The following is a 26838-nucleotide window of genomic DNA, read 5'->3' on the forward strand; positions in this document are numbered from 1 at the left end:
TGAGAAAGGCTCGAAGCGAGATGCTTCGAGCCTTTCTGCATGCTATGATACTTTCTTCTGAATCCCGTACGTCCCGATCCGCCATAACTTCTCGAACGGTCCGTAGCGATGCGATTTGAGCCACCACATCGAGAAGAACGTTTGGGCAATCAAAATCGCGATGCTCAAGAACAATCCTTCAGTGAGCGACAGACGTCCGTAATACCCGAGCGCGATGACGGGAAGCACGACGACGAGCGTGTGCGTCAAGTAGTTCGTCAGCGCCATCCGGCCGAGCGCCTGGAGCGGACGGAATGTGAGTCCTTTCCGGACGGCGACGGTGAACAGACAGACGTACGTCGTCGCGAGCAGTTTTCCGGAGATGAGGACGGCTGTTAGGTTCGTCCAGTAGTAAGCGCCGCCGCCGTAACGATGCCAAAGGATGACCCCGAAAAACGGCAAGGCGAGAACACTGCAAATGATGGCCGTCCGCGTCAATCCTTGAAGCGTCCATGTGAGCAGCTTCCGCTCACGCCCGATATAGAGACCGAATAAGAATAGGCAAAAGATTTCAATCCCGACAAGCAGAGAGTTTGAGATCGCGCTAAAGATCTCGACGTCGAGCCGGTAATCGAACCAAGCACCAAAACCGGCGTTATACGCGGTCGGGAACGGATAGCCGGGATTGAAATACCCCGTCGTCCACTCCATCAAGACAGATGAGCCATAGAACAAGAGAAAACTCCCGATCAACAAACTCCACGCCCACGTCAAAATCGCGCGGTTGCTCAATCCATAAAACAAGGGGAGCAACAACCCCCACATCGCATACGTATGTAAGATGTCACCCGACCAGATGGCCAGGTGAGCAAGTCCGAACAAGAAAAGGATGATGATGCGTCGGACATAGCGGCTCGCCGAATCCCCGCGCGCGTACGAACGCTCGAGAAAAATCGAGAAGCCGATGCCGAACAGTAAAGAGAAAATTGTATAGAACTTCGTCTGGATGAACAAGTCGAACAGTGTCCTTACGACGAGGTCACTGCCTTCATACATCGGTTTACCGAAGATCCAGTCGCTCCCGAGCATGCTCGGGATGTTGACGAGGAAGATGCCGCACAGGGCAAACCCTCGAATGATGTCATAGAGAACGATGCGTTCGTTCAATTGGATTGGGCCTGTCATGCGACACTTCCTCTACACGTTTTAGAATACTTTTGTCGTCCACGATTCGCAGTTCCAGACGTCGGTGACGATGTCTTGGTAGAACTCCGGTTCGTGACTGATGAGCAAGATGCTGCCTTTATACTCTTTCAACGCACGCTTCAACTCTTCTTTCGCGTCGACGTCCAAGTGGTTCGTCGGCTCATCGAAAAGAAGTAAGTTTGACTCGTTGTTTTGGAGCTTACAGAGGCGGACTTTCGCCTTCTCGCCACCACTGAGGACGGCAATTTTACTTTCGATATGTTTCGTCATGAGACCACACTTCGCGAGCATGGCCCGGACTTGTTGCTGGTTGAGCGACGGGAACTCGCTCCAGATCTCTTCGATACACGTGTTGTTGCTGACGGCCGCTTCTTGTTCGAAGTAGCCGATCTCTAAGAACTCGCCGCGTTCGACCGTTCCTTCAAGTGGGTTGATCAAGCCGAGCAGACTCTTCAAGAGTGTCGTCTTCCCGATTCCGTTCGCGCCGACGAGGGCGATCTTCTGACCGCGCTCCATCTGCAAGTCGAGCGGACGTGAGAGCGGCTCATCGTAACCGATGACGAGACCTTTCGCGTCAAAGATGAGACGGCCTGACGTGCGCGCCTGCAAGAAACGGAACTCTGGCTTCGGACGTTCCGCGCTCAGCTCGATGACGTCCATCTTGTCGAGTTTCTTTTGACGTGACATCGCCATGTTTCGTGTCGAGACGCGGGCCTTGTTACGGGCGACGAAGTCTTTCAAATCAGCGATTTCCGCTTGTTGGCGTTTATAAGCCGACTCAAGCTGCGACCGTTTCATCTCGTACACTTCCATAAACTTGTCGTAGTCGCCGACGTAACGCGACAAATCTTGGTTCTCCATATGGTAGACCAAGTTGATGACGCTGTTTAAGAACGGGATATCGTGCGAGATCAAGATGAACGCATTGTCGTAGTTCTGGAGGTAACGCTTCAACCACTCGATATGGATCTCATCCAAATAGTTGGTCGGCTCATCGAGGAGGAGGATGTCCGGCTTCTCAAGGAGCAGCTTCGCGAGCAACACTTTTGTCCGTTGTCCACCTGACAGGTCAGCGACATCGCGGTCGAGACCGACGTCTAAAATACCGAGTCCGCGGGCGACTTCTTCGACTTTCGCATCGATGATATAAAAGTCGTTCGAATCGAGCGTCTCTTGCAGTTCGCCGACTTCAGCGAGCATGTCGTCCATCTGTTCAGGTGACGCGTCGCCCATTTCCATGTAGAGTTCGCCGATGCGTGTCTCCATGTCGATCAAGTATTGGAACGCGCTTTTCAACACGTCACGAATCGTCATCCCGCGTGCGAGGACGGCGTGCTGGTCGAGGTAACCGACGCGGACGTTTTTCGCCCACTCGATTTTCCCTTCATCCGGTTGCAGTTTGCGCGTGATGATGTTCATGAACGTCGATTTTCCTTCACCGTTTGCTCCGATGAGGCCGATGTGTTCACCTTTTAATAGACGGAAAGACACGTCATTTAAAATGGCGCGGTCACCGAAACCGTGGCTCAAGTTTTGTACTGTTAATATACTCATAATTCGTATTCGTTCCCTTCAAAGTTGACTATCCGATATTGTAGCATGGATTCAAAAAAATTAGTACGCCAGTCCGACCGACTGCCGGACGAAACTGTTCTCTTCGACCGTGTTCAACATGAACTGGGCGACGTCGGCGCGTGAAATCTGTTTACCGTCGGCAGGGATCCCGTCGATGTCCGTCCGGTACACCGATGTTCGCGGACCATCCGTCAGTTGCATCGGCCGCACGATCGTGTAGTCGAACGACGAGTTGCGCCACAGGTCGACCGCGGCCCGGTGGTCGCGAAGCGGCTTCCGGAGCATGAACGTCACGACCGTTCCGGCGATCCCGGGAATCTCTTTGTCAATCCCGGCAGACGCGAGGTATAGAATGCGCGTCACATCGTTCGCTTTCATGGCGGGGACGAGTGCATCGGTCACGCTGGCCAAGAAATCGGCGTCGCTCAAATCGGTCCCGAGACAGCTGATGACGGCGTCGTGCCCTTTGAGCGCGTCGGTCAACGCCGAACTGTCCGAAACGTCGCCTTCTATGATCTCGAGCTGCGGGGTCGGGATGAGTTTTTTCTGTTCGCGCACGAAGGCGGTCACATGATGGCCGTGCTCGATCGCTTGATCGATAAACTGATGACCGGTCCGTCCGGTAGCACCAAGAACGAATAGCTTCATAATGGATGTGGCTCCTCTCGTTTTTCCAGTATCTTCAGTATACAGCAGTTTCAGAAAAATCGGACTTTTAGCAGTCTTTTCATAAACGGGTTGCAATTTCTGCAATCTCGTCTACAATAAACTTTATCTTATATAACTAAAAAGATTCGCACTCGTATATCCGTGAGAATATGGCTCACAAGTCTCTACCGAACCACCGTAAATGGTTCGACTACGGGTGACGCTTGTCGTGTGCATTCTTTGTGTTTTCATGCGGTTCGTCGTCCCCGGGTAGGGGTGACGAATCGCATTTTTTTATTGGAGGGAAACACAATGAAGCAGTTAGAAGACAAAATTAGAGACGAAGGCCGTGCCTTGTCGGACCAAGTATTGAAAGTCGATGCGTTCCTGAACCACCAAGTCGATCCTGAATTGATGCAGGCGATCGGTCGTGAATTCGCAGACCGATTCCGTGATGACCAGATCGACCGAATCGTCACACTCGAATCGAGCGGGATCGCCCCGGCGATGATGACGGCGCTCGAGCTCGGCATCCCGTTCGTGTTCGCTCGCAAACGAAAATCACTCACGCTCCAAGACGACCTCGTCGAAGCGGACGTCTATTCGTTCACGAAACAAGAGACGAACCGCATCAGCTTGAGCCGTCGTTTCGTCCAACCGGATGAGCGTATCCTCGTCATCGATGACTTCCTCGCGAACGGGGAAGCGGCGCTCGGTTTGACGCAGCTCGTCGAGTCGGCCGGTGCGACCGTCGCGGGTGTCGGCATCGTCATCGAGAAGTCGTTCCAGCCAGGACGGGAAAAACTGATCGACAAAGGGTATCGTGTCGAATCACTCGCCCGTATCGCCAAACTTGGAGCAGATAGCATCTCATTCGTAGAGGTGGTCCGATGAACACGTTCAAAACGGCCAGTCTCGGGTTCCAACATCTGCTCGCGATGTACACAGGCGCGGCCATCGTCCCGCTTATCGTCGGTGGGGCCATCGGGCTCGGACCGACTGAGCTCGCGTATCTCGTCGCCATCGATTTGTTCATGTGCGGCGTCGCGACATTGCTTCAAGTATGGACGACCCGCTTCACCGGTGTTGGGCTACCGGTCGTGCTCGGTTGTACGTTCACAGCGGTCGGTCCGATGATCGCCATCGGCAGTTCGAGCGGTATTACAGCGATTTATGGGGCGTTGATTGCGAGCGGTGTCATCGTCATCTTGATTTCAGGCTTCGTCGGCAAACTGGCCCGATTCTTCCCGCCGGTCGTCCTTGGTTCGGTCGTGACGATCATCGGCCTCTCGCTTATCCCGGTCGCCATCAATGATATCGGCGGCGGGACACCGGGTGAGCCTGGTTTCGCTTCAATACAAAACTTGGCGCTCGGCGGATTGACGATCGGTTTGATTCTCGTCTTGAACCGAGTCGGTACCGTGTTCAGTCGGGCGGCAGCGGTCTTGTTCGCCGTCTTGATCGGTACCGGTGTCGCCGCGTTCCTCGGTCTCGTCGATTTCAGCCCGGTCCGTGAGGCCGGCTGGTTCCAAATGGTGCAGCCGTTCTACTTCGGGGTGCCGACGTTTGACGTGTCGGCCATTCTCGTCATGACGCTCGTCGCCATCATCTCGATGATCGAATCGACTGGTGTGTTCTTGGCATTGAGTGATATCACGAAAAAACCAATCGGATCGAACGAATTGACGAAAGGGTACCGAGCCGAAGGTGTGGCGACGATCCTCGGCGGGATCTTCAACAGCTTCCCGTACACGACGTTCAGTCAAAACGTCGGACTCGTCCAGCTGTCGGGTGTCAAATCACGTCGTGTCATCTTTTGGACGAGCGGGCTCTTGATCTTGCTCGGCTTCTTGCCGAAAGTCGCGACGTTCACGACGCTCATCCCGAAACCGGTGCTCGGTGGGGCGATGCTCGTCATGTTCGGAACGGTCGCCGCGTCGGGGATTCGCATCCTTAGCCAAGTCGATTTTGCGAAAAACGAGAACTTGATCACGATCGCGCTCTCGATCGGCATCGGGCTCGGCATCACAGCCAACCCAGGCATTGTCGCCAATATGCCGGAATCGATCCAACTGTTCACGGATAGCGCCATCGTTGCCGGCTCATTCACAGCCCTGTTCTTAAACGGTTTCTTCCGTCTCGTCGATCGGTTCAGTCCCGACGAGGTCGTTGCCGATGAACGGCAAGTCAGCTAGACTGAAAGGAGCACGTAACAAGGGGGAACTAGGATGGGAAAAACAGCACTCGTTGTCGGCGCGACCGGTTTGATCGGACGCGAGCTCGTCGAGCAGTTGCTCGAACAAGAACGGTATGACGCGGTATGGATCGTCGTCCGCCGCTCGAAACGTTGGAGTCACCCGAAATTACATGAAGTTGTCGGCTTTGAGAAGATGGATGAGACGTTGCCTCACATTGACGATGTGTACTGTGCACTCGGTACGACGATTGCCGTCGCCGGATCGCAGCAGGCGTTCAAACATGTCGACCTCGAGTTGCCGCTCGAAGTCGCGCGTGTCGCGAAACGCCACGGCGCCACACGTTACGCCGTTGTCTCGGCACAAGGTGCGTCATTGCGCTCGCCGTTCTTCTACAACCGAGTGAAAGGCGAACTCGAGAACGGGCTCAAAGTGTTCGGGTTCGAGCACTTGATTATCGCTCGCCCGTCGCTCTTACTCGGCGACCGCGAGTCGTTCCGGCTCGGTGAGAAAGCGGCTGAAGTCGTCAGCCGCCCATTCCAACCACTGTTGCTCGAAAAAGTGCCAAACGCGGCCCCAATCCAAGCGTTACATGTGGCCCGAGCTTTGATCATGGCGGCAGAAGAAGGACAAGGCACGGAAGTGTTAACGTCCGGAATGATGCAGGGAATGAGCCAATGAAGCGAGTGACGAGTAAACGCACGAAAGCCGTCATGATTGACGGTGCCATTGCCGGGTTACTAAGTTTCGGTGTCGAACAGCTCGTTCGGAAGAAAGTGAAGAGCGAGTTCGTCCACGCGGTCATCACACCGACACTCGTCTCTTATGCGATCGAGGCGTGCCAGATGAGCCGTGGTGGTCAAACGATCGGCTACAAGCTGATGGGTCTCGAACTGAAAAACGATGACGGAACACCGGTCACGGTCGAGCAAGCGTTCAAGCGTGCCCTTCATCGGGACACGTTGACGATTGCGGCTTACTTCAAGGACCGCGAACACTTCGAGGCGGAAGACGGTGCCGTCTTGCCGCACGACAAAGCTTTCCATATGCACGTAACCGAAAAGAACTGACCTCAGGCGCGAGGTCAGTTCTTTTTTAGTCGTGGATTCGGCTTAGGATGGCGGTCGTCAAGGCGACGACCGTCCCGAGGACGAGACCGTTCGAGAACACGGTCGCAAGGAGCGGCGGTAAATCGTTCATCGCTCCAGGCGGGAGCAACATCGCCCCGGCCCCGATGACGAGCGGGAGGCCGACCGTGAGCGACGCCGTCTTTTGGTTCAACTCGAACGCGGCCTCGTTAATCCCGATGATGATCATCGTCGCGATGAGCGGGGTGACGATGGCGTACCCGACCGCGGCCGGGATGCTTGCGATGAGCGACACGAACGGTCCGATTAAAGCGAGCACCATCATTAAGCCGTGAGCGACGAGGTGAGGGGCACGGTGCACGCTCTCCGTTGACGACAAGAAACCGGCTGTCCCAGAGATCGCGACCGGTCCAGGCGTTCCAAACAAACCAGCGACCATCTGACTGACGCCGCTGACGACGCCGGACGCGGCGACGTTGCCTTCGACTTGTTGTTTCGTCCGTGAACTGACGATGCGCTCAATCAATTTAATGTTCGCGAGCACGTTTGTCATGAGTAGAAGTGTGATGACGAAAGCGGTCGGAAGTAAGTTCCAATCCCATACCCAAGCCCCGAACGGGAACAGCTCGGGAACGAGGAAGAACGAGTCCGAACGAACGATTGGGTTGCCGAGACCGAGCAGGTTGAACAATCCGAACCCGACGAAAAGCGTCATGACGAGACCGTATTGTTTGAAGCGGCTCCGCTCGAGCGTGAGTGCGAATAAGACGAGCCCGGCTGTCGCGACGGCTTGCACGATATTGATGCCGTCCTCGCTCACACCGAAACCGCCTTTAATGACGGCACCGGATAATTGCAGGACGAGCAGAATCATATAGACGCCGAGCACTTGAGGCGTGAACAGCGACAACATGCGCCGTAGCAGTCCGGTCACGGTCATGACGACGCCGAGCACACCGCTCAAGAACAGCATGAAGCCGAGCGCTTGGAGCGTCTCTTGCCCGCTACCGTAAAGGGCAGGGCCGATCGAGGCATAAAGTGTGAACACACCCCACCAAATGCCGGCCGGTCCTTCTAAAATCGGCAGACGGTGACCGAACAGCGTCTGGATGATGCTGAACAATGCGAAGATGAACAGCGAGCGCGAGATGAACGTCATCGTCTCGGCCGGCGACAGTTCAAATAGGGCGGCGATGGCGAGCGGTGGTACAATGTTGGTAGCTAAAATAAAAATAAACCACTGAATCGTCGTGGTTACAGAACTTTTCGTCATGGTGTCCCCCTGGTATTTCCCTTTTTTACTATTAGTGTACCGTGACGACGAAGTGGATGCAAATGGAGGTATATAATGAAGAGAAAACTGAAGTGGATCGGACTGTCGTTGCTTGCTGTCATCCTTGTCGCCGTGATCGGCTTCGTCGTTTGGACGCAACTGACGTACGGACCGACGGATGAAGCGCTTGGCTATGCGGCTGAAGCTGAACAGGTCGACAACCGACTCGAGTTCGGAGACCCGGCGAGTGAGGTCGGGATTATCTTGTACCCGGGTGCAAAAGTCGATAAAGAGGCGTACGCCTATTACGGGACCAGATTGGCGGAAGCAGGGAACTTTGTCGCCATCCCGTCGCTGCGCTTGAACCTCGGCATCTTAGATATCGATGCGGCGGAAACAATCATCGAGGCACATCCCGATATCGAGCTCTGGTACGTCGCCGGTCATTCGCTCGGCGGTTCGGCCGCCTCGGGCTATGCGCTCGAAAACGAAGATAAAGTCGACGGGGTCATCTTCCTCGCCTCGTATCCGATCAGCTCGATGACGGATAGCGACTTGCGCGTCTTGTCGATCTCGGGTGAATTGGATGGTCTGGCGACACCGGCCGATATCGAGACGAGTCTTGACAGCGTGCCGAATGACGCCACATTCCATCAGATCGAAGGTGGCAATCATGCCAACTTTGGGATGTACGGGCCGCAAGACGGGGATAACGACAGCCCGCTCAGCGCAAGAGAACAACTTGATGAGACGATTGATCAAATCGTAGATTGGCTCTAAAAAAACAGCGTGCCCGGGTTCGGGCACGCTGTTTAGCGTTGGTCGAGACGATGACTGAGTGACGTCAAAGCCGCGGTCAGTAAGGCGACGGCGCCACCGACGAGGGCGAGCATCATGACCGGTGCGTTCGCATAGACGAGACCACCAAGAGCAGACCCCATGCCGATGCCGACGTTGCTCGCGACAGGCATGAGTGACGAGGCCAGACCTTTGGCGTCTGGGTTGAACTTCTCGGCCAAATCGATCAAATAAATTTGCGTCGACGTCGTGAGCAGAATCGCCATGAACGACATGAGGGCGATGTTGATGAGACCGAGCGTCACGTTCGACGTCGTCACATAAAGCGCCGCGAGCACGACCGCTTGGATGAGAAAGACGAACCGGAGCCGACCGATCGGGTTATGGCTCGCGATTTTCCCGGCCGCCATGTTGCTGAAGATCGAGATGAAACCGTAGGCGAGCAGGATCGGACTGATCCATGCGACCGGAACGCCGAGCACGCCTTTTAAGATCGGGACGAGATACGTATAGACGACGTACGTCGCACCGAATCCAAGAGCCGGGATGAAGAAGGCGATCAAAATACGCGGATTCGTCAAGAGCCGGAGCTGGTCAGAGATCGATGTCTTCGCGCTCGATAACTGGTTGGGGACGACGCGGTAGACCGCGAATAAGGCGACGACACCGAGTGCGGTCGTCATGAAGAACGTCGCTTCCCAGCCCGCGCGTTGCCCGATGAAAGTCCCGAGCGGAACACCGAACACGTTCGCCATCGTGAAGCCGCCGAAGATGAACGAGACGGCGATGCCGCGCTTCGTCGGCGGTACCGATTCACTGGCGACAAGCATGGCGAGCGAGATGAGCACACCGGTCACGACCGCGGTCACCATGCGTGTCGATAGCAGAAGACCGTAGTTCGGTGCTTGGCTACTCAAGAAATTGAGCACGATGAAGCCGAGCGTGAGTCCGAGCATAAGTCGTCGTTTCGGCATATGGCTCGTGAACGACATCATGAGCGGGGTGCCGATGGCAAAGCTGATGGCGAAGGCGGACACGAGCGTCCCGGCGGTGGCAATCGAGATGGTCAGTCCATCCGCGATATCGGGTAAAATTCCGACAATGACGAACTCACTCGTGCCGAGCACGAACGTGAGCAACGCCAGTGATAAGATGAGCGTCCAGTCGTTGCGACTGAGCGATGGGGTGGTCGTCAAGATGTAATCACTTCTTTCGTTCAAAGGTTGTTAGACATCAGTCGTTTCCAACCATACAGGATTTTTTGGCAAAGCAAAACCCCTTTCTCTCCAGTTCAGAAAGAAAGGGGTTGTCTCATCGCCAAAACGCGGTCGCTTCGACACCGGCATGGTCTGACACGATTGGTCCGTTGTCGCCGTCAAAGACGACGGCGTGACGCGAAACGTGGATCGGGGCGTTCGTCAACATCAAGTCGATGCGAAGCGCCTGCTTGTTCTCGTCCCAACCGGCGATTTTGCCTTGGACGGTCGCATCGCCTTCGCGCTCAGCCGCGAGAAAGAACAAGTCTTGAAGACCGTGGTCGATCAAATAGTCGTAGCCTTCACCGCGCAGAAACGCGTCGTTGTTGAAGTCGCCGAGCAGGAGAGCCCGGTCGTCATCTTCGACGCGGCGAAGCAGTTCATCGAGCTGGTGACGAGCCGGTTCGTCCGCATCATGCCACCAACCGAGATGGCACGAGTAGACGGCTGTCGGTTCGTCCGTGCCGCTAACGACGGCTTTGACGATTTTTCGGGACTTGTAATCGTTCGGGTCGGTCGTTTGGGAGACAAAGAACGACTCGGTCGAGACGAACGGTGTCCGCGATAAGATCGCGACGCCTTCTTCGTAGATGTCATACCCGTAATGGGCGAAATCCCATGTCATGTAATAGGCGACCCCTTGCTCACGGAGTTTTTCAACGAGGACGTGGGCAAAGTTGTTTTCACGGATGAGACCGTCAATCAGCGGCGCTTCTTTATGTTGGTTCACTTCTTGGAGCGCGATGATGTCATACTCCTCGCTCGCGATCCGTTCTACGATTGAGTCGATTTTCTCTTGTTGCCGATCTTCTAACCAGGCGTGACAGTTGAGCGTCAAAATATTCACAGTAGTCCTCCTTTAGAAAAAACAGGCCAACTCGCACGAGCTGGCCTGTTGATTATGCACCGATGACGTCTTGAATGTCAGACTTCAACACGTCGGCTTTCGGGCCGTAGATTGCTTGGACACCGCGGTCTTTCAAGATAAGACCCATGGCGCCGTTCTTTTTCCATTCGCGCTCTTCTGAGACGAGCGACATATCTTTCACTGTGACACGAAGACGTGTCATGCAGGCATCGACGTCCTCGATGTTATCTTCCCCACCGAGTAGAGCGATAATCCCCATGACCTGCTCGTTGCCGGTCACCGTCGATTGCTCTGTCGCTTCTTCCATATAGTTGCCGTTACGTCCAGGCGTCGGCAAGTTCATCTTCTTGATGAAGAAGTTGAACACCCCGAAGTTGATGAAGAAGAACGCAGCCGAGACGAGGAAGAAGTTGATCAAGTCTTGCAGGAGTCCGGCTTTGATGATCATCGGGATCCGCGTCAATAGCTCGATCGCACCGAACGCGTGGACACGAAGGTCGATAATGTCCGCCAAGGCGAAGGCGGCACCGGCCATGAGTGCATACATGACGTAAAGGACTGGAGCGACGAACATGAACATGAACTCGATCGGCTCAGTGACACCCGTCAAGAAGACGGCGAGACCGGCCGAGAGGAACATCGGCTTGTACTGGGCTTTCTTGTCCTCATCGACGTTACGGTACATCGCATAAGCGACACCGATGAGTGCCGCGAACGACAAGATGACTTGACCGACTTTGAAACGGGCCGGTACGACGTCAGCGAGCAGCGTGTTATAAGCAGCCGTATCCCCAGCGGCGCGAAGGTTGACGAGGTCCGTCACCCAAGCTAACCAAAGCGGATCTTGACCGGCGACGACTGAACCAGCTGTCGCGCCTGTTAAAATCGTGTACGTGCCACCGAGCTCCGTGTAGTTCATCGGGACGGTGAGCATGTGGTGGAGACCGAACGGTAACAACAGACGTTCGAGCGCACCGTAGATGAACGGCGCGAGGACCGGTGCCGTGTCACGTGACGTGGCAATCCATTGGCCGAAGCTGTTGAGTGCCCCTTGAATCGTTGGCCAGATGATCGACAGCGCGATCGCCGCGACGACCGAACCGAGGATGACGACGAACGGGACGAACCGTTTCCCGTTGAAGAACGACAAGGCGTTCGGCAATTTACTGAAGTTATAGAACCGGTTATAAAGTGCACCACCGAGGAAACCGGCGATGATCCCGACGAACACACCCATGTTCAGGGCAGGTGAACCGAGGACTGATGTGAAGTAATCAGCGACGACGAGGTCGGCCCCAAAGAGGGATTGGACTGTCGCTTCCGGGTCTTGGAGCATAGCACCGTTGACGTTAAAGATGGCGCCTGTGACACGGTTGATCAAAATAAAGGCGATCAGTGCGGCGAACGCACCGCCGGCCTTGTCTTTCGCCCACGAGCCACCGATGGCGACCGCGAACAAGATATGTAAGTTGACGATGATGCCCCAACCTAAGTCTTCGATGATGCGTGCCGTCGTGAGCAAGATGCTGACGTCTCCGGCTGACATGCCGATCAATTTACCGATTGAGATCATGAGTCCTGCTGCCGGCATAACGGCGATAACGACCATCAAGGCCTTACCGAGTTTTTGCCAAAAATCAAATGAGATGAGCTGTTTCATGCTATACGCTTCCTTCCTGTTCGGAACTTTTTCTCTGTTAAGAACGATCGTCAATGCAATCGCTTGCATTAATGATTGTAATCGATTGCATAAATTTGTGCAACCGGTTTCCTAAAATTCATAAATTTTCATGGAAGGATGAAAATACGCTGTTTTACGACGTCGCTTGTCAGTCGAAACGAATCCCGCTAAAATACTAGAGGTTGAAAGGGGCGAGAAGAATGGGATGGAGACAGACGACATCAGCATTGTCAAAAGAAGAGCAGGCCACGTTGCTTGAAGAGTTGTTACGAACGGGCGTGATGAAAGAAGAGGATCGGCTCTTGTTCTCGATGCTTATGCCAGACCGCGTCAAGCGGATGCAAGACGTATTGAACACGCGGACGAATCACATCACGGTATTGACCGAGGGCGTTGACGATCCGCACAATCAGTCGGCCGTATTGCGTTCGGCGGACGCGTTCGGTGTGCAGACGCTTCACGTCGTCGAAGGACGGGCCAAGTTCAAACCGAACTCGATTATCGCCAAGAGTGCCGATCGCTGGGTCGACGTCGTCGAACACGCTTCCATCGAAGAAGCGATCGATCAGTTGAAAGCGGACGGCTATCAAATACTCGCGACGGCGCTCAGCGAAGAGGCGATCCCGCTCGAAGACGTTGACGTGTCAAAACCGACCGTGCTCTTATTCGGGAACGAGCATCACGGTGTGTCGGAGCAGGCACTCGCGAAAGCGGACGGGAATTACGTCATCCCGATGCAAGGTTATGTCCAAAGTTTAAATATCTCGGTCGCTGCCGCCATCTCGCTTTATGACGTGACGACGCGGGCCCGTCATATCGTGACGGAAGGGTACGGACTATCGATCGAGGACAAACAACGTGTGTTCAAAAACTGGATGGTGCGGAGCCTCCCGAAACGTTCGCTCGGGGTGTACAAACAAAAAGGTTTGAACGCATTTGAGCGAGAAACAGGAAAATCCGAGTAGATGGCGAAATAAACAGGCGTACGAGTAACTTGTCCATATTTCGAAAGGGGATGGAAAGATGAGTACGACCAGTTCATTTATCGTGAAAGATGTGACGACGAACTTTAGCGAGTTTGAAGAGGAATTCTTCAACCTGTATCGCCATCTGTACGGCGACATCGACCAACTTCGTTTTAAAGAACGACTGTACCGCCATGCCAACCCGCTCGTGTTACTCGCATTTTCTGACGACCGGCCCGTCGGATTCAAGATCGGCTACGAGGCTGAGCCATATCGCTTCTATAGCTGGGCTGGCGGCGTGCATCCTGAGTTCCAAAAGTACGGGATCGGCCGCAAGTTGATGGATACGCAACTCGAATGGGTGAAAGCGCAAGGATTCCACTCGATTCGGACGAAAGCGCGCAACACGAACAAAGGTGTCATCATTTTGAACCTGCTCTGTGGCTACGACATCATGGGGGCGTACACGGAAGATGGCGCACCGCGCATCATGATGGAGAAACAATTGAACTGACAGTTGAGCCGTGGCGAGTGCCGCGGCTTTTTTTGTAGGCATGAAACCAAATGAAGCGGCGTCCGTATATAGGAAAAAAGGGGGAGACATTATGGTCAACACGTTCGCATTCGGGGAAGAAGTATACATCGATTCGACAGGGATGGGAGATTCGTTTTTTAGTGGGATGTTCAGTATTTTTCCGATTTTTATTATCGGCATTCTAACCGTGATTATAATCGCTATTATAAGCATGATTCGCCAAGTGACGAAGACGAAGGGCCTATTGAAAGACATGCAACGCTTCGCCTCAGATCTCGCAGATCATCCCGATGACGCATCAGCAAACCGTCTCGCCGATTATTTACGGGACGTGCAGTCGTTTCCGGTCCATCGCACGCAGATGGAGCCGTTCCGGGTGGCACTCGGCAGCTATCAGTTGGTTATGGAGTCGCCGCATGTGAACGATGGGACGAAGGAGCGGGTCGACCGCCAATATAAGCGGCTCGGTATTTTGGACGGCGAGAAGTTCGCCGATGAGCCGGCGCCGAGACGTCGGTCTGGTTCGCGCCATCATGACCACCACAATCATCATAACGACCATCATCACATGTAAAACGCGCCGGGAAGGTCCCGGCGCGTTTTTAGCTTACATATATCGGCTCGCATCAAAATCGATTTCGGTTCGGTGATTGGCCGCATCGATAGCGCTTGAGATACGGTTGGCCCGTTTCTCGACGTCGAGCGCCTTCAGACGGTACAGTTCCGGATCATAAAGCGCGTGCTTGATGACAGAAGTGCCTTCACCGTGACCCGATTGAAATTCGCGTTTCGGACGTTCGGCCAAGTCTTGATACATCCGAGCCTGAGCTCGCAACTGAACGGCGAACTCGATCGCCTCGACGAGCGGGAGCGGTCCATCGTTCGTCTCGATGACGTTATGCAAGTGCGCTTCACAGACGAGGCGGTCGAGACGACGCATGTCGGTCCGAATCGATTGGAGCTCGACCTCGATATCTTCGAGCGAGCGGGATTGGATCGTCGGGAGCGGCTCATCCTTCTCGAGCTCGATGAACGCGACCCGTTCGACTTCTTGTAACAACTTATCAATCTGCTTCAAGAGCAGGTGTTTCAATTTGATGGCATCTGCCAGGTACATTGGGATTCCTCCTTCTGCTTTTTCTAACCGTACCACACTGTGATTCCTAAAAAAAGGAAGGCGTTACTTTTTCGAGGTGAGGCGATATGATGAAAGAAAGAGGGGAGGTCGACCGATGAACAAGTGGAAAACACAATGGGTCATTGCCGTCGTTTTGCTCGTATTCGGGACAGCGACGTTTCTCTATCAGTGGATCGACTTGCGACCGGGGGAGATCCGAGACTATATCGTTCAATTCGGTTGGCTCGCCCCGCTCATTTATATTTTATTGTTCACCGTTCGCCCGTTGATTTTATTTCCGACGTCCGTCTTGTCGGTTGCGGGCGGGTTGGCGTTCGGGACGCTGCCCGGTGTCGTCTATACGGTCATCGGTGCCACGCTCAGCGCACTCGTCGCTTATTATGTAGCGGTTCGCTTCGGAGACCGGTTTCTGCGCCATTTCGAATCGAGCGATTATGAGAAGATTCAGCACAAAATCGAAGAAGACGGATTCTTTTACGTCTTGATCTTACGATTGATCCCGCTCGTCAACTTTGATTTGGTCAGTTATGCCTCAGGTTTGGCGAAAGTGCGACTCCCAGCTTATGTCTTCGCGACCTCGGTCGGTATGATTCCGGGGGCGTTCGCTAATAATTTTCTCGGTAGTAGCCTCGCGAGCGGGGATATGAAGCTGGTCATCCTCGCGCTCGCTGTCTTTGTCGTGTTGACACTCGTCGCGACCGTGTTCCGCGAACCAATCAAGCAACAAATCAACCGTTACAAAAAGAAGTAGGCGCTCAATTGGATGAGCGCCTACTTTTTGCTTAACGGTTGTCGACCGTCTCAGGGTACAAGTCGTGGTTGAACAGGCGATGTTCGGCCATTTGCTCGTACTTCGTGCCCGGCTTGCCGTAGTTGTAGTACGGGTCGATCGAGATGCCGCCGCGGGGCGTGAACTTGCCCCACACTTCGAGGTAGCGCGGTTCCATCAGCTTGACGAGATCTTTCCCGATGACGTTGATGCAGTTTTCGTGGAAGTCGCCGTGGTTACGGAAGCTGAATAAATAAAGCTTGAGTGACTTCGACTCGACGAGTTTTTCGTCCGGAATGTACGAGATGTAGATCGTCGCAAAGTCCGGCTGATTCGTGATCGGACAGAGCGATGTGAATTCCGGTGCGTTGAACTTCACGAAATAATCGTTTTCCGGATGCCGGTTCGGGAACGCCTCGAGCACGTCCGGGGCGTATTCAAAAATGTATGGGACGCTCTTCTGGCCGAGGAGTGACAAGTCTTGTAAGTCTTCTGGTCTCATATTCATTCTCCTTAGACGCCACGTTCGTTGGCGTACAGTAATGTGTGTAGCTGCGGCAAGACACGGACGCTTTGCCATGACGGGTCACGCGCGACGTCTTCCCACAACTCTTTCAAACGTCTGAGCTGCGCGTCGGTGATGTCACCGTCCGCCCCGGGCTCAGGGTTGCCGGCCGACAAGTACATGACGTCCGGGGTGTAGCGGGTTTGGACGTCTTTCGCATAGGCGAGATCGACCTCATCGAACACGGCGATTTTAAACGTCGTCTGTTCGGGACGCAGCCGTTCGACGATGGCGTCGAGTTTTTCCCAATCGGTCGTCATGCCGGACGACGGTGGTTTCGGGCTGAGTGTCACGTCGTCGATGTCTTGGAGCCAGTCTTGATACCGGCTACCTTGTGTCTCGACGGCGAGTTTGACGCCGCGTGCCTTCAACTTTTCGACCAAATCTTTCATACCGGCGATGAGGAGCGGGTTGCCGCCTGAGATCGTGACGTAATCGTACATCCCGAGTGCGTCAAGGCGCTCGATCACTTCGTCAGCCGAGAGCATGTCGGGTTTTTCCGAACCGTCCCAGGTGAAGGCGGAGTCGCACCAGGCGCAGCGATAATCGCAACCGGCGGTCCGGACGAACATCGTCTTCTGTCCGATGGCGCGGCCTTCACCTTGAAACGTCGGCCCGAACACTTCGAGGACAGGTATCTTCATCAGTCCACCAGCCATTCGCGCCGGAACTCGGCGTAGGACGTCGGTGTCTCATAAAGGCGGACGAATTCGACGCGGACGTCGCGTTCGTCAGGCAAGTGCTTAGCGAGCTGATCGAAAATCCAGTAGCACATGTTTTCTGCTGTCGTATTCATATATGGAAGGGACTCATTTAAATAGCGGTGGTCGAGATACGGTTCGAGCTCTTCTTTAAAGATGGCTTTCAAGTCACCGAAGTCGAGCGTCATCCCACGATTGTCGAGAAAACCGCTGATCCCCATTTGAAGTTTGTACGTATGTCCGTGGAGCGCTCGGCACTTCCCATCGTAATCAAACAAGTGATGGGCCGCATCGAACGTTACTTCTTTGACGATTTGGACGCGGTGCGGGCAGTAGATGAGCGAGCCGTCTTGTTTGGCCTCGACGCTCGTCGGGGCGAGGAATGGGGCGTGTTTCATACGCGTACCTCCTCGTATGCAGCGAGCCCGTTTTGACGGAGTACACACGCCGGACATTCGCCGCAGCCTGAACCGAGTACACCGTTATAGCAGGTGAGGGTCCGCTCTTTGATGAAGTCGAACGCTCCGAGCCGGTCCGCGAGTTCCCACGTCTGCTTTTTATCGAGCCACATGAGCGGCGTATCGATGACGAACGGGTAGTCCATCGCTAAGTTGAGCGTCACGTTCAATGATTTGACGAATTGGTCGCGACAGTCCGGGTAGCCCGAGAAGTCGGTCTCACAGACGCCGGTGATGATGTGATGCATACCGAGTTGTTTGGCCATGACGGCCGCAAAAGATAAGAATAAATGGTTGCGTCCATCGACGAACGTATTTGGGACGTCCGCATTGTCGATGTCGAGATCATGTCTCGTCAACGCGTTTGAGGTGAGTTGTCCGAGTAAGGACAAATCGAGGATGTGGTGCGGGACATCAAGTTCGGCCGCGATCTCTTTCGCGACCTCGATTTCCGCATCATGGCGCTGCCCGTAGGCGAACGTCACGGCTTCCACATGAGAGAATTGTTGTTTTGCCCAAAACAGGCAAGTGGTTGAATCTTGACCGCCACTGAAGACGACCAATGCTTTTTCGTGTTGCAACGTGCACACTTCCTTTTTCGCTAGTTTTGATGTCGGAGGAGGTTACGAACTCCGGAGGTCACCCTCGAGCGTTTACTTTACCATAAAAAGACGTTTGACAGGGAAAAGAGAAGTAGGTATAGTAAAGAACATCACTGACACACTTTCATGCATAAAAGCGTTTAAGCGGTTAGGTAGAAAATAATGGAACTGAAAGGAGGGGACGTCGATGCAGATGAAAGGAAAAGAGGCTGTATTCGTCGTGCTGATGAGCGGGATTTCCTTGCTCGCACTGATGTTTTTGGCCAAAGCGACGCCACATATGGCGATCTTTGGCACAATGGTATTAATAGGGGGTTACGCGTATTATCGTACGCGTGACTTTAAACGCATCGAGACCGCGATGATCAACGGGATTCGTGAAGCGATTATGCCGATCATGATTTTATTGTTGATCGGGATGCTGATCGGAGTATGGCAAATGTCTGGCACGGTGGCGACGATCCTCTCCATCGGTTTAAATACAATCTCAGCCCAGTGGTTCTTACCGAGCGTGTTGCTCATCACGATGATCGTGTCATCGTTCACAGGGAGTGCCTTCACGACGGTCGGTACCGTCGGGGTCGCCTTGTTCGGGATCGGGATGGCACTCGGGATTTCCCCGGCGCTCGCCGCCGGAGCCATCGTGTCAGGTGCGCTCTTCGGTGATAAGATGAGTCCGCTATCGGATACGACGAACTTCGCACCGGCTGTGGCTGGTGTCAAACTGTTCGACCATATCCGCTTCATGATGGGGACGACCGTTCCCGCGATTGTAATCACACTCATCTTATTCACAGTTCTCGGACGCGGCGGTCAAGCAGCCGACACGGCGCAAATCGCGGAAGCACAGACGGCACTCGCCGGACGGTTCAACTTGTCATGGTTGACACTGCTCGCCCCGGTCCTCGTCGCCGTTCTCGCCTTCCGTCGGATGCCGGTATTGCCGACGATGCTCGTCGGGATGTTCGCCGGTGTGTTGACGGCCGGGTTCGTCCAAGGTAATTGGAACGTCTCGAACTGGTTCGGTGTCATGCAGGCCGGATTCAAGTCGGGCGTCGAGAACGAGACGATCGCGGCCGTGCTCGATCGCGGTGGCCTTGAATCGATGCTTTGGTCGGTCAGCCTCGTGTTGATTGCCCTCGCCTTCGGTGGACTGCTCCGTGAGCTGGGCGTGTTCCAAGCAATCGTCGATGCGTTACTAGAACGTCTGAAGTCACCAGGCAGCTCGGTGCTGTCAGTCGTGCTCAGCTCGATTGGCGTCAACTTGCTCGCCGGTGAGCAGTACTTGTCGATCTTGCTCCCGGGGCAAGCGTTCAAACAAGGATTTATCGACCGCGGCATCGACCCACGTTACTTGTCGCGTGCGCTTGAAGACGGCGGGACGGTCATCAACCCGCTCATTCCTTGGGGTGTGTCCGGTGCCTTCTTCGCCGCGACACTCGGCGTGCCGGTGCTCGAATACGCACCGTTCGCGTTCTTCCTTTGGCTCAGCCCGATCTTCTCGATCGTGCTCGGTTACGTGAAGTTGGGGAAGCAGCGTGATGCGATCAAGCTCGCATCGTAATGAAAGTGATGTCCTGAACGCGTTCAGGGCATCTTTTTTGTGTCGCCAAGCCTCGTTTGAGAAAATAAGGACGAGGAGGGATGACGATGAAACGGCTCGACCCATCATTTTATGAACAACCGACGCTCGAACTGGCCCGGTCGTTGCTCGGGCACTATCTCGTCCATGATCATCTCGACGGACAGATCATTGGCAAGATTGTCGAGACGGAGGCGTATCTCGGGGCGGTCGATCAGGCAGCCCACAGTTTTGGCGGCAGACGGACGAATCGGACCGAGATCATGTTCGGGCAGTCTGGACATGTATACACGTATCAAATGCACACGCATACGCTCTTGAACGTCGTCAGCGGTCCGATCGGCTCACCGGAAGCCGTGTTGATCCGGGCAATCGAACCCGTCGCCGGGCAGGAGTTGATTGAATTCAATCGTCCTGGCATCAAACGGTTCGACCGGACGAACGGACCCGGTAAACTGACGAAGGCGCTCGGGATCACGATGGACTTGTACGGACACTCGCTCCAACATGAACCGCTCTATATTATCGAAGGGGACGGTGTGAACGAGATTGAGGCCGGTCCGCGCATCGGTATCCCGAACAGCGGCGAGGCGCGTGACTATGCGTACCGCTTCTTCGAGCGGGACAATCCGTACGTCTCAAAATTCCGCTGAATGTTTAACGGTCCGTGACGGGTGGAACAGTCCTTATGTGCATAAAACAAAAATTAGGGAGTGTTTCCGATATGGCAAAAGTAGCAACGCTAATCACGGATATGTTTGAAGACGTAGAGTTCACAGGTCCACGCGACGCATTGGTGGAGGCGGGGCACGAAGTTGTCACGATCGAAAAGGCAGCCGGTAACACCGTCGAAGGCAAACAAGGCGAGGCAAAAGTCACGATCGACAAAAGTGTCGACGACGTGTCTCCAGAAGACTTTGACGCTCTGCTCTTACCAGGCGGATTCTCACCTGACTTGTTGCGCGAAGACGAACGTTTCGTCCAGTTCGCGAAAGCGTTCATGGATGCGAAGAAGCCGGTATTCGCTATCTGTCACGGGCCGCAACTGTTGATCACGGCGAAGACGCTCGAAGGCCGCGACGCGACCGGGTACAAGTCGATTAAAGTCGACATGGAGTATGCCGGTGCGAAGTATGCCGACAAAGAAGTCGTCGTCTGCCAAAATCAGCTCGTCACGAGCCGTCAACCGGACGACATTCCGGCGTTTAACCGTGAGATGCTCAACCTATTAAAATAATCTATCGGCCACGGACATGTTCCGTGGCTTTTTTGTGGAATCGGGAATAGGTAAACAAGGAGGAGATCATCATGAGACGAAGAGCACGGTCCCCTAGCTAAGTCCGTCGAAACGTAGGGTTGCTTGGTGCGATGCGCTGGTTTGAGGCGTTGATTCCGGCCTATACGATTGAACGTCTGTTTTGGGAGTCGCGCGGCATCACGATTCAAGAAGTGGTCTACACGGAAATCGTCTATGCCGTCATCGTCGTGTTCCTTGAAGTGCCGACCGGCGTCTTAGCCGACCGCTGGGAACGACGACGTCTGCTGCAAATCGGCATTGCGCTCGAATGGCTATCGTTTATTGTGTTGTTGCTGTCGTTTTCGTTGATTGGGTTTGTCTTGGCGATTAGTTTGTCCGCCATCGGGGCGGTGCTGCGCAGCGGGTCCGAGAACGCTTTGTTGTATGAAACGCTCGAGCAAGACGGAGATACGGATGCGTTTGAGCGATTGCTAGGTCGCCTGAATGCCATCGGGCTCGTCGCGGCCGTCATCGCCGCCTTTAGCGGAAGTTTGCTCGCGACCAAGTTTCCGTTTGAGTTCAACTACATGCTATCGCTTGTGAGCCTGTTCATCGCGACGATGTGCAGTCTATTGCTCGTCGAACCGAGACGGGTGGTCCACGAAGAAGCGGTGACATGGCGGCAGTTAAAGGCTGGTTTCCGCTTCATTTGGAACGACAAGTCACTGCTCATGCTGACCGGGTCGTTCGTGTTGGTCGTTAGTGCATTCAATTTCGTGGATGAGTTTTGGCAGCTGTACGCGCGTGACGTCAATGTCCCGATCTACTGGTTCGGGGCGGTCTCAACCGTACTGTTGCTCATTCAAATTCCCGGTCAACTGCTTGCCCCGGTGTTATTGAAAGTTGCCCCGGTCGCTCGCTGGCAACAACTCATCGCTTGGGGTATCGGGATCGGGTTTATACTGCTCGGAACGTTCCCAAATCAGTTCGGACTGCTCTGGATGGCACTGATGGCGCTACTCGTCGGGGCGGTCGAACCGCTCTACTTCGGGGTGCTCCATCGCGCTCTTCCGTCCATGATTCGAGCCACGACCGAGTCAACGGTATCGATGCTCTTGCATGGCGGGATTATCGGACTCGGTGTATTGTTCATCGGGGGTGCGGGATTGTCGCTATTTACTGCTTTCTTCGTCATCGGTTCGTTCGTGTGCGCGTGTCAAGCCGTCCTGAGTCGGGGGGTGGTCTCAAGAAGCGGCTAAGATTGCACATTAGCCGGCTTCCTTTATTGATGTAAGGGGAAAGAGGGCATTACGTCCTCTTTTTTTACGTCTTAAGACCGAGAGAGAACGTCGTCCCGTCCGTGTATGATAAAAAGCAATACTGGAGTAGGGGACAATGCAATGGAATGGTATGAATTATTCATCGGTTTTTTATTAGGCGTCGTCGAAGGATTGACGGAATTCGCGCCTGTCTCTTCGACCGGACATATGATCTTGGTCGACGATATTTGGCTCAACTCGAGTCGTTTTCTAGGTCAAGAAGTAGCCAACACGTTCAAGATCGTGATTCAGCTCGGTTCGATCTTAGCGGTCATCGTCGTTTTCAGGAGTCGGTTCAAAGCGTTATTGAATCCGAAAGAATTGCTCGCGATTCGACATGAAGGGCCGACGAAAAAGTTGAACCTGCTACATATCTTTATCGGTCTGCTCCCGGCGGCCGTGCTCGGACTCATGTTTGAGGACTACATCGACACGCATCTGTTTTCGATTAAGACGGTATTGATCGGACTCGTCATCGGTGCGTTCTTCATGATTGCCGCCGACTTGTCCGGCGTGAAACGACAGACGACGCCGACACTCGACGACATCACATACAAACAAGCGCTTGGAGTCGGCTTGATTCAATGTTTCTCGCTTTGGCCAGGCTTTTCACGTTCGGGCTCGACCATTTCGGGCGGAGTGTTGCTCGGGATGAGTCACCGGGCTGCGGCCGACTTCACGTTCATCATGGCCGTCCCGATCATGTTCGGGGCGAGCGCGCTCTCGCTTTACAGCAAGTGGAGCTATTTCACGGTCGACACGCTGCCTGTTTTCCTGATCGGTTTCGTCAGTGCGTTCTTGTTCGCGTTGCTGTCCATCAAATTCTTTTTGAAGTTGATCAACAAAGTGAAACTGACGCCGTTCGCGATTTACCGGCTCGTCTTGGCTGCCGTTATCTACGTCTTGTACTTTTAATAAAAATAACGCGTGTTCGCACACGCGTTATTGAAACTTATTACTCATTCAGTTCGTAAAACCAAGTAGAGGTGAGAACATGGGACATATCGTCGTCGTGCTAGGAACGTTGATCGGGTTAGGGACTGTAGGTTTGTTGCTGTATATGACGCGTTACGCGTTTGAATCATGAGAACGGATAATGATAGAAGCGCTCACGTTGGAGTAACTCCATGACGTGGGCGTTTTCTGCGTTGTCGATTGCACGGAGCAACCCTTCCGTCTGTGAACGGTGGGCGAGCAACGCCTCACGTTTGGCGGCACTCTCCTGACCGACTTCGATGAGGACGTGAGGTTTGCCGAGCTCATCTTCCGTCCGGTGATCAAAAGCGACACCTAAAAATTCGGGACGCTTCGCTTCGTCCATCTCTTGGAGCGCCCGGACGACCGCTCGTGCTGTCGCCTCATGGTCGGGATGGACGGCATATCCTGGATAAAATGAGATGACGCGGGTCGGTTTCACTTCGGCGATCAACTTGCTGAAGCGATTCGTCAGTTCGGTCTCGTCTTCGAATTCGACGGTCTTGTCGCGCAGTCCCCACATCCGGAGGTCGTCGATGCCCATGACGGCACAGGCGTCCTCGAGCTCGCGTTTACGGATTCTTGGTAGTTCTTCACGCGTCGTGAAGATTGGCGAGCCCATATTACGGCCCATCTCACCAAGTGTCAGACAGACGTATGTGACGGGGAATCCGTTCTTCTGATGTTGAATGATCGTTCCGGCCGAGCTGAACGCCTCATCGTCCGGGTGTGGGAAAATAACAAGTAACGGTCCGTTCATTGGCTGTCCACCTCCGATGCTCCTTGCGGGAGCGGTTTGACGTCTAGATGCAGCGCGCAGGCGAGGCGTCCGAGACGGTCGTGCCCGGCGAGCAGCAACTGTTCACCGTGTTGTTCAAAGTCGGTCAATCCTTCGACGTAGAGCCAGCCGTGATCGAGCTTTAGTCCGACTCGATACGGTCCGTCTCCTTTGATTTGACCGATACTGTACTCGATCACGACGTTACGGATAAACATCCCGGCGTTATGGAAATCCGGGTCGTTATGTGTGGCGTAAGCGCCGTTCGTCGTCTCGACGTGAGCGTATAAAGGCGTCGACACGTGTGCGTTTAAATACGTTTGAATCGTTTCAGGTTGAATCGGTTTCACGCTAGTCTCCTCCAATGGCAATAATGACCCAGGACGTTCGCCCCGGGCCACCTTGTTTATGATTGTGTTGCTAGTTTTTGACGATAACCGGTATGGTTCGTCGGCCCAACGTATTGGTTGAGGCGGAACGAGTGACGGACCGCTTCTGTAATGAACTCTTTCCCGATGCGAATCGACTCGTCGACGGAATGTCCATTCGCGAGTGATGCGGCGATGGCTGAAGAGAATGTGCAACCGCCACCGTGCGTGAAAGCAGGTTCGATCTTTTCGCTTTCGAGCAGACGGTACTCGTTACCGTCATAGAGGACGTCAAACGCCGTGTCGAACCCAAGTTTTCCACCGACTTTAACGATGACGATTTCAGCACCGAGCTCATGGATCAAGCGTGCGGCTTCTTTGATTTCTTCCATCGTCGACGGTGTCTTGTCGAGGCCAGCGAGCATACGCGCTTCGAACAAGTTCGGCGTGATGATTTTGGCGACAGGGACGAGGTGCTTACGCATCGCGACGGCGACGTCCGGGTTGAGGATCTCGTCGGCTCCCTTACAAGCCATGACCGGGTCGACGACTGCGTTTTGAATGCCGTACTCTTTAATTTTACGAGCCGCGAGCTCGATGATTTCTGGAGTCGGGAGCATCCCTGTCTTGACGGCATCGACGCCGATTCCGGCGAGGACGGTGTCAATCTGCTTCTCGATCAACGTCGTATCAATCGGGAAGACTTCATGGTGCCAAGCGTTATGCGGGTTTTGGGCTACGATGACCGTGAGTGCGGTCATGCCATACACACCGAGCTCTTCCATCGTCTTCAAGTCAGCTTGAATGCCTGCACCGCCACTCGTATCTGAACCAGCGATCGTTAATGCTTTTTTCATCGTCATAGTCGTTCAATCCCCTTTGTCTGTTTGGATAGTTTCACTATAACGACTTTTAGGCGTTACGACAAATCCCATGACCGCCAAAGGTTGAATCGAAGTTTTAAAAAAGATGGCAGGATTTCAATCATATTTGGGGAATAGTAATGAATAGGGTGTAGACCACTTTTAATTTGCTAGGAGGAAAACCGCATGTTAGTGCATAGCTTATGCATTCCAAAAAAAGACGTCGTCACAATCAGTGAAAAGGCGACGTTACGTGAAGCGCTCGATACGCTTGAAAAGACAGGATACCGCTGTGTCCCTGTCCTCGATGAGACGGGAATATTTTTCCGCGGTAACATTTATAAGATGCATATTTACCGTCACGGAATGAGTGGCGCGAGCCTTGACGACAACGTCATGGAATTGATTAAAAATACGCAGAAATACGTCCACGAGTCGGACGGATTCTTCAAAGTCTTCTTCTCGATCAAAGAGTTACCGTATATCGCGGTCCTAAAAGACGAGAGCAATGAATTTTACGGCATTTTGCCACACGGGAAGATGCTCGGCATGCTCGAAGAGGCGTGGAGCCGTGACACAGGCAGCTACGTCGTCACGATCGCACTTAGCGAGCAGGTAGGTGCGCTCGAGAAAATCACGAAAGTCGTCAGCAAATACTCGTCTATCGCGAGTTTGATGACGCTCGACGCGAAGAGTAAAGTCCTTCGCCGTGTTTTGATCACGTTGCCGCCTGACTGTGATGAGCCGAAGAAAGACAAGATCGTCGCCAAACTCGAACAAAAAGGGTTCCGCGTCGTCGAAGTCGAAAACTTGAACAACTGACGAAAGACCTTCCTCGCTTGAGGAAGGTCTTTGTCATGTCAGTCGCTTTTCCATGCGGATATCAGGCCAAAATTGTTCGTTCCAGTACGTGAACGCATGGATGCGCGCAATTTCTTCATAACCGAGCTTCTTATAGAGATGGTGTGCCGCCTCGTTGAACCCGAACACGCCGAGCTCGATGCGCGGGGTGCCTTGGTGACGAAGCCGTTCCTCCAAAAGTCGGAGTGCCTCGCTGCCCGCACCCTTGCCGCGACCCGCCGCTTCCCCGATGACGAGTCCGAGCCAGGCACTCCCTGGTTCTTGAACGTATAGATGGTTTGCGTCATACATCACGTTCACCTCGCCGACGAGCCTGTCGTCAGCGTAAATGAGAAAGATATCGTGTGTCTGAAGTCGATCCGTCAAGTCGGCGACGGTCATCCGTTGCTCGGCCGCGAGTTCTTCTTCCGAGCGAGCAGGGCGGATCAAATGAACGATTTCGGGATCGTTGTTCCACCGGTTGAACGTCTTGACGATGTCGTCTGACGCTTCGAGCAGCGGAACGAGTGTGATGTTCATCGAACGATCTCTCCTTTCTCGAACGAGCCTTCTGTC

At 54.0% G+C, this 26838-nt stretch carries 31 protein-coding genes and 1 riboswitch; of the genes, 15 read left to right on the forward strand and 16 right to left on the reverse strand.

All coding sequences use genetic code 11. The annotated features are described in order from the left end of the window. Positions 1-42 precede the first annotated feature (42 nt). Genes EVJ29_RS11815 through EVJ29_RS11825 form a run of 3 tightly spaced genes read right to left on the reverse strand, consistent with a single transcriptional unit; the run spans position 43 to position 3408 of the window. Positions 43-1164: a DUF418 domain-containing protein gene (locus tag EVJ29_RS11815; RefSeq protein WP_131505151.1), complete on the reverse strand. Its 1122-nt coding sequence runs from the start codon at positions 1162-1164 to the stop codon at positions 43-45. A 21-nt stretch (positions 1165-1185) separates the two neighbouring features. Continuing rightward, on the reverse strand, positions 1186-2739 hold the full coding sequence (locus tag EVJ29_RS11820; RefSeq protein WP_070328340.1) for an ABC-F family ATP-binding cassette domain-containing protein: 1554 nt from the start codon (positions 2737-2739) through the stop codon (positions 1186-1188). Positions 2740-2799: 60 nt separating this feature from the next. Further along, on the reverse strand, positions 2800-3408 hold the full coding sequence (locus tag EVJ29_RS11825) for an NAD(P)-dependent oxidoreductase (protein WP_131505152.1): 609 nt from the start codon (positions 3406-3408) through the stop codon (positions 2800-2802). 132 nt (positions 3409-3540) lie between these two features. Next, a riboswitch (purine riboswitch) is annotated at positions 3541-3642 on the forward strand. Positions 3643-3720: 78 nt separating this feature from the next. On the opposite strand from EVJ29_RS11825, the gene EVJ29_RS11830 reads away from it, so the two are divergent. The 4 genes from EVJ29_RS11830 to EVJ29_RS11845 are packed head-to-tail and all read left to right on the forward strand — an operon-like array spanning position 3721 to position 6673. After that, positions 3721-4302 (forward strand): xanthine phosphoribosyltransferase, encoded by a 582-nt coding sequence (locus EVJ29_RS11830; protein ID WP_131465946.1) that lies wholly within the window; start codon positions 3721-3723, stop codon positions 4300-4302. Further along, the gene (locus EVJ29_RS11835; RefSeq protein ID WP_131505153.1) at positions 4299-5603 is read left to right on the forward strand and encodes a nucleobase:cation symporter-2 family protein; all 1305 of its coding nucleotides are present in this window, start codon (positions 4299-4301) and stop codon (positions 5601-5603) included. The genes EVJ29_RS11830 and EVJ29_RS11835 overlap by 4 nt, the downstream gene beginning before the upstream one ends. 33 nt (positions 5604-5636) lie before the next feature. Continuing rightward, positions 5637-6284 carry an NAD(P)H-binding protein gene (locus tag EVJ29_RS11840; RefSeq protein WP_131490593.1) on the forward strand — a complete coding sequence of 216 codons (648 nt, stop codon included), beginning with the start codon at positions 5637-5639 and terminating at the stop codon, positions 6282-6284. Continuing rightward, positions 6281-6673: an RDD family protein gene (locus EVJ29_RS11845; protein WP_131490594.1), complete on the forward strand. Its 393-nt coding sequence runs from the start codon at positions 6281-6283 to the stop codon at positions 6671-6673. The genes EVJ29_RS11840 and EVJ29_RS11845 overlap by 4 nt, the downstream gene beginning before the upstream one ends. 25 nt (positions 6674-6698) lie before the next feature. Here the strand turns inward: EVJ29_RS11845 and EVJ29_RS11850 are convergent, their stop codons facing one another. Beyond that, complete coding sequence (locus EVJ29_RS11850; RefSeq protein ID WP_071398849.1) at positions 6699-7964, reverse strand: purine/pyrimidine permease; 1266 nt, start codon at positions 7962-7964, stop codon at positions 6699-6701. A 75-nt stretch (positions 7965-8039) separates the two neighbouring features. Here EVJ29_RS11850 and EVJ29_RS11855 point away from each other — a divergent pair, with 75 nt between their 5' ends. After that, positions 8040-8744: an alpha/beta hydrolase gene (locus tag EVJ29_RS11855; RefSeq protein WP_131505154.1), complete on the forward strand. Its 705-nt coding sequence runs from the start codon at positions 8040-8042 to the stop codon at positions 8742-8744. Between the two features lie 32 nt (positions 8745-8776). Here EVJ29_RS11855 and EVJ29_RS11860 read toward each other — a convergent pair whose 3' ends face one another. The 3 genes from EVJ29_RS11860 to EVJ29_RS11870 form a co-directional block, all read right to left on the reverse strand. Beyond that, entirely contained in the window at positions 8777-9982 is a 1206-nt protein-coding gene (locus tag EVJ29_RS11860) for an MFS transporter (RefSeq protein WP_131465953.1), read from the reverse strand. 91 nt (positions 9983-10073) lie between these two features. After that, positions 10074-10865, reverse strand: a complete 792-nt coding sequence (locus tag EVJ29_RS11865) for an endonuclease/exonuclease/phosphatase family protein (RefSeq protein ID WP_070328331.1) — start codon at positions 10863-10865, stop codon at positions 10074-10076. A gap of 52 nt (positions 10866-10917) precedes the next feature. Then, positions 10918-12546 (reverse strand): PTS transporter subunit IIBC, encoded by a 1629-nt coding sequence (locus EVJ29_RS11870; protein ID WP_131505155.1) that lies wholly within the window; start codon positions 12544-12546, stop codon positions 10918-10920. 221 nt (positions 12547-12767) lie between these two features. Between EVJ29_RS11870 and EVJ29_RS11875 the strand changes: the two genes are divergently transcribed. From EVJ29_RS11875 to EVJ29_RS11885, 3 genes are all read left to right on the forward strand, one after another. After that, positions 12768-13532, forward strand: coding sequence for a TrmH family RNA methyltransferase (locus EVJ29_RS11875; RefSeq protein WP_070328329.1), 765 nt, complete (start codon positions 12768-12770; stop codon positions 13530-13532). A gap of 58 nt (positions 13533-13590) precedes the next feature. Then, on the forward strand, positions 13591-14046 hold the full coding sequence (locus tag EVJ29_RS11880; protein ID WP_236633530.1) for a GNAT family N-acetyltransferase: 456 nt from the start codon (positions 13591-13593) through the stop codon (positions 14044-14046). Between the two features lie 91 nt (positions 14047-14137). Then, a complete protein-coding gene (locus tag EVJ29_RS11885) occupies positions 14138-14641 on the forward strand; it encodes a hypothetical protein (RefSeq protein WP_131505156.1) in 504 nt (167 codons plus the stop codon). 33 nt (positions 14642-14674) lie between these two features. On the opposite strand, the gene EVJ29_RS11890 is transcribed toward EVJ29_RS11885, so the two are convergent. After that, positions 14675-15184: a hypothetical protein gene (locus EVJ29_RS11890; RefSeq protein ID WP_070328327.1), complete on the reverse strand. Its 510-nt coding sequence runs from the start codon at positions 15182-15184 to the stop codon at positions 14675-14677. A gap of 115 nt (positions 15185-15299) precedes the next feature. Between EVJ29_RS11890 and EVJ29_RS11895 the strand changes: the two genes are divergently transcribed. Continuing rightward, positions 15300-15956, forward strand: a complete 657-nt coding sequence (locus EVJ29_RS11895; RefSeq protein ID WP_131465962.1) for a TVP38/TMEM64 family protein — start codon at positions 15300-15302, stop codon at positions 15954-15956. Positions 15957-15987: 31 nt separating this feature from the next. On the opposite strand, the gene queF is transcribed toward EVJ29_RS11895, so the two are convergent. Genes queF through queC form a run of 4 tightly spaced genes read right to left on the reverse strand, consistent with a single transcriptional unit; the run spans position 15988 to position 18279 of the window. Then, positions 15988-16476, reverse strand: a complete 489-nt coding sequence (gene queF, locus EVJ29_RS11900) for a preQ(1) synthase (protein WP_070328325.1) — start codon at positions 16474-16476, stop codon at positions 15988-15990. Between the two features lie 11 nt (positions 16477-16487). After that, positions 16488-17183, reverse strand: a complete 696-nt coding sequence (gene queE, locus EVJ29_RS11905) for a 7-carboxy-7-deazaguanine synthase QueE (RefSeq protein ID WP_201739013.1) — start codon at positions 17181-17183, stop codon at positions 16488-16490. After that, a complete protein-coding gene (gene queD / locus EVJ29_RS11910; protein WP_016509716.1) occupies positions 17183-17638 on the reverse strand; it encodes a 6-carboxytetrahydropterin synthase QueD in 456 nt (151 codons plus the stop codon). The genes queE and queD overlap by 1 nt, the downstream gene beginning before the upstream one ends. Further along, a complete protein-coding gene (gene queC / locus EVJ29_RS11915; RefSeq protein ID WP_035386372.1) occupies positions 17635-18279 on the reverse strand; it encodes a 7-cyano-7-deazaguanine synthase QueC in 645 nt (214 codons plus the stop codon). The genes queD and queC overlap by 4 nt, the downstream gene beginning before the upstream one ends. Positions 18280-18487: 208 nt before the next feature. On the opposite strand from queC, the gene nhaC reads away from it, so the two are divergent. From nhaC to EVJ29_RS11940, 5 genes are all read left to right on the forward strand, one after another. Then, a complete protein-coding gene (gene nhaC / locus EVJ29_RS11920) occupies positions 18488-19864 on the forward strand; it encodes a Na+/H+ antiporter NhaC (RefSeq protein ID WP_071398859.1) in 1377 nt (458 codons plus the stop codon). A gap of 80 nt (positions 19865-19944) precedes the next feature. After that, a complete protein-coding gene (locus tag EVJ29_RS11925; protein ID WP_071398860.1) occupies positions 19945-20535 on the forward strand; it encodes a DNA-3-methyladenine glycosylase in 591 nt (196 codons plus the stop codon). A gap of 71 nt (positions 20536-20606) precedes the next feature. Then, positions 20607-21119 carry a type 1 glutamine amidotransferase domain-containing protein gene (locus EVJ29_RS11930; RefSeq protein ID WP_131465966.1) on the forward strand — a complete coding sequence of 171 codons (513 nt, stop codon included), beginning with the start codon at positions 20607-20609 and terminating at the stop codon, positions 21117-21119. Positions 21120-21250: 131 nt separating this feature from the next. Then, positions 21251-22378: an MFS transporter gene (locus EVJ29_RS11935; protein WP_131490602.1), complete on the forward strand. Its 1128-nt coding sequence runs from the start codon at positions 21251-21253 to the stop codon at positions 22376-22378. Between the two features lie 141 nt (positions 22379-22519). Beyond that, complete coding sequence (locus EVJ29_RS11940; protein ID WP_070328320.1) at positions 22520-23353, forward strand: undecaprenyl-diphosphate phosphatase; 834 nt, start codon at positions 22520-22522, stop codon at positions 23351-23353. A 166-nt stretch (positions 23354-23519) separates the two neighbouring features. On the opposite strand, the gene bshB2 is transcribed toward EVJ29_RS11940, so the two are convergent. Genes bshB2 through pdxK form a run of 3 tightly spaced genes read right to left on the reverse strand, consistent with a single transcriptional unit; the run spans position 23520 to position 25422 of the window. Next, complete coding sequence (bshB2, locus tag EVJ29_RS11945) at positions 23520-24173, reverse strand: bacillithiol biosynthesis deacetylase BshB2 (RefSeq protein WP_016509728.1); 654 nt, start codon at positions 24171-24173, stop codon at positions 23520-23522. Next, complete coding sequence (locus EVJ29_RS11950) at positions 24170-24541, reverse strand: YojF family protein (protein ID WP_016509734.1); 372 nt, start codon at positions 24539-24541, stop codon at positions 24170-24172. Before EVJ29_RS11950 ends, bshB2 begins: the two co-directional genes overlap by 4 nt. Positions 24542-24597: 56 nt before the next feature. Continuing rightward, entirely contained in the window at positions 24598-25422 is an 825-nt protein-coding gene (gene pdxK, locus EVJ29_RS11955; RefSeq protein WP_070328319.1) for a pyridoxine/pyridoxal/pyridoxamine kinase, read from the reverse strand. A 186-nt stretch (positions 25423-25608) separates the two neighbouring features. On the opposite strand from pdxK, the gene cbpA reads away from it, so the two are divergent. Further along, the gene (cbpA, locus tag EVJ29_RS11960; protein ID WP_070328318.1) at positions 25609-26244 is read left to right on the forward strand and encodes a cyclic di-AMP binding protein CbpA; all 636 of its coding nucleotides are present in this window, start codon (positions 25609-25611) and stop codon (positions 26242-26244) included. Between the two features lie 33 nt (positions 26245-26277). Here cbpA and EVJ29_RS11965 read toward each other — a convergent pair whose 3' ends face one another. Beyond that, entirely contained in the window at positions 26278-26802 is a 525-nt protein-coding gene (locus tag EVJ29_RS11965; RefSeq protein WP_131465970.1) for a GNAT family N-acetyltransferase, read from the reverse strand. Positions 26803-26838 lie beyond the last annotated feature (36 nt).

This window comes from Exiguobacterium sp. SH4S7, assembly GCF_004336795.1.
GTDB classification, from domain to species: Bacteria; Bacillota; Bacilli; order Exiguobacteriales; family Exiguobacteriaceae; genus Exiguobacterium; species Exiguobacterium aurantiacum_A.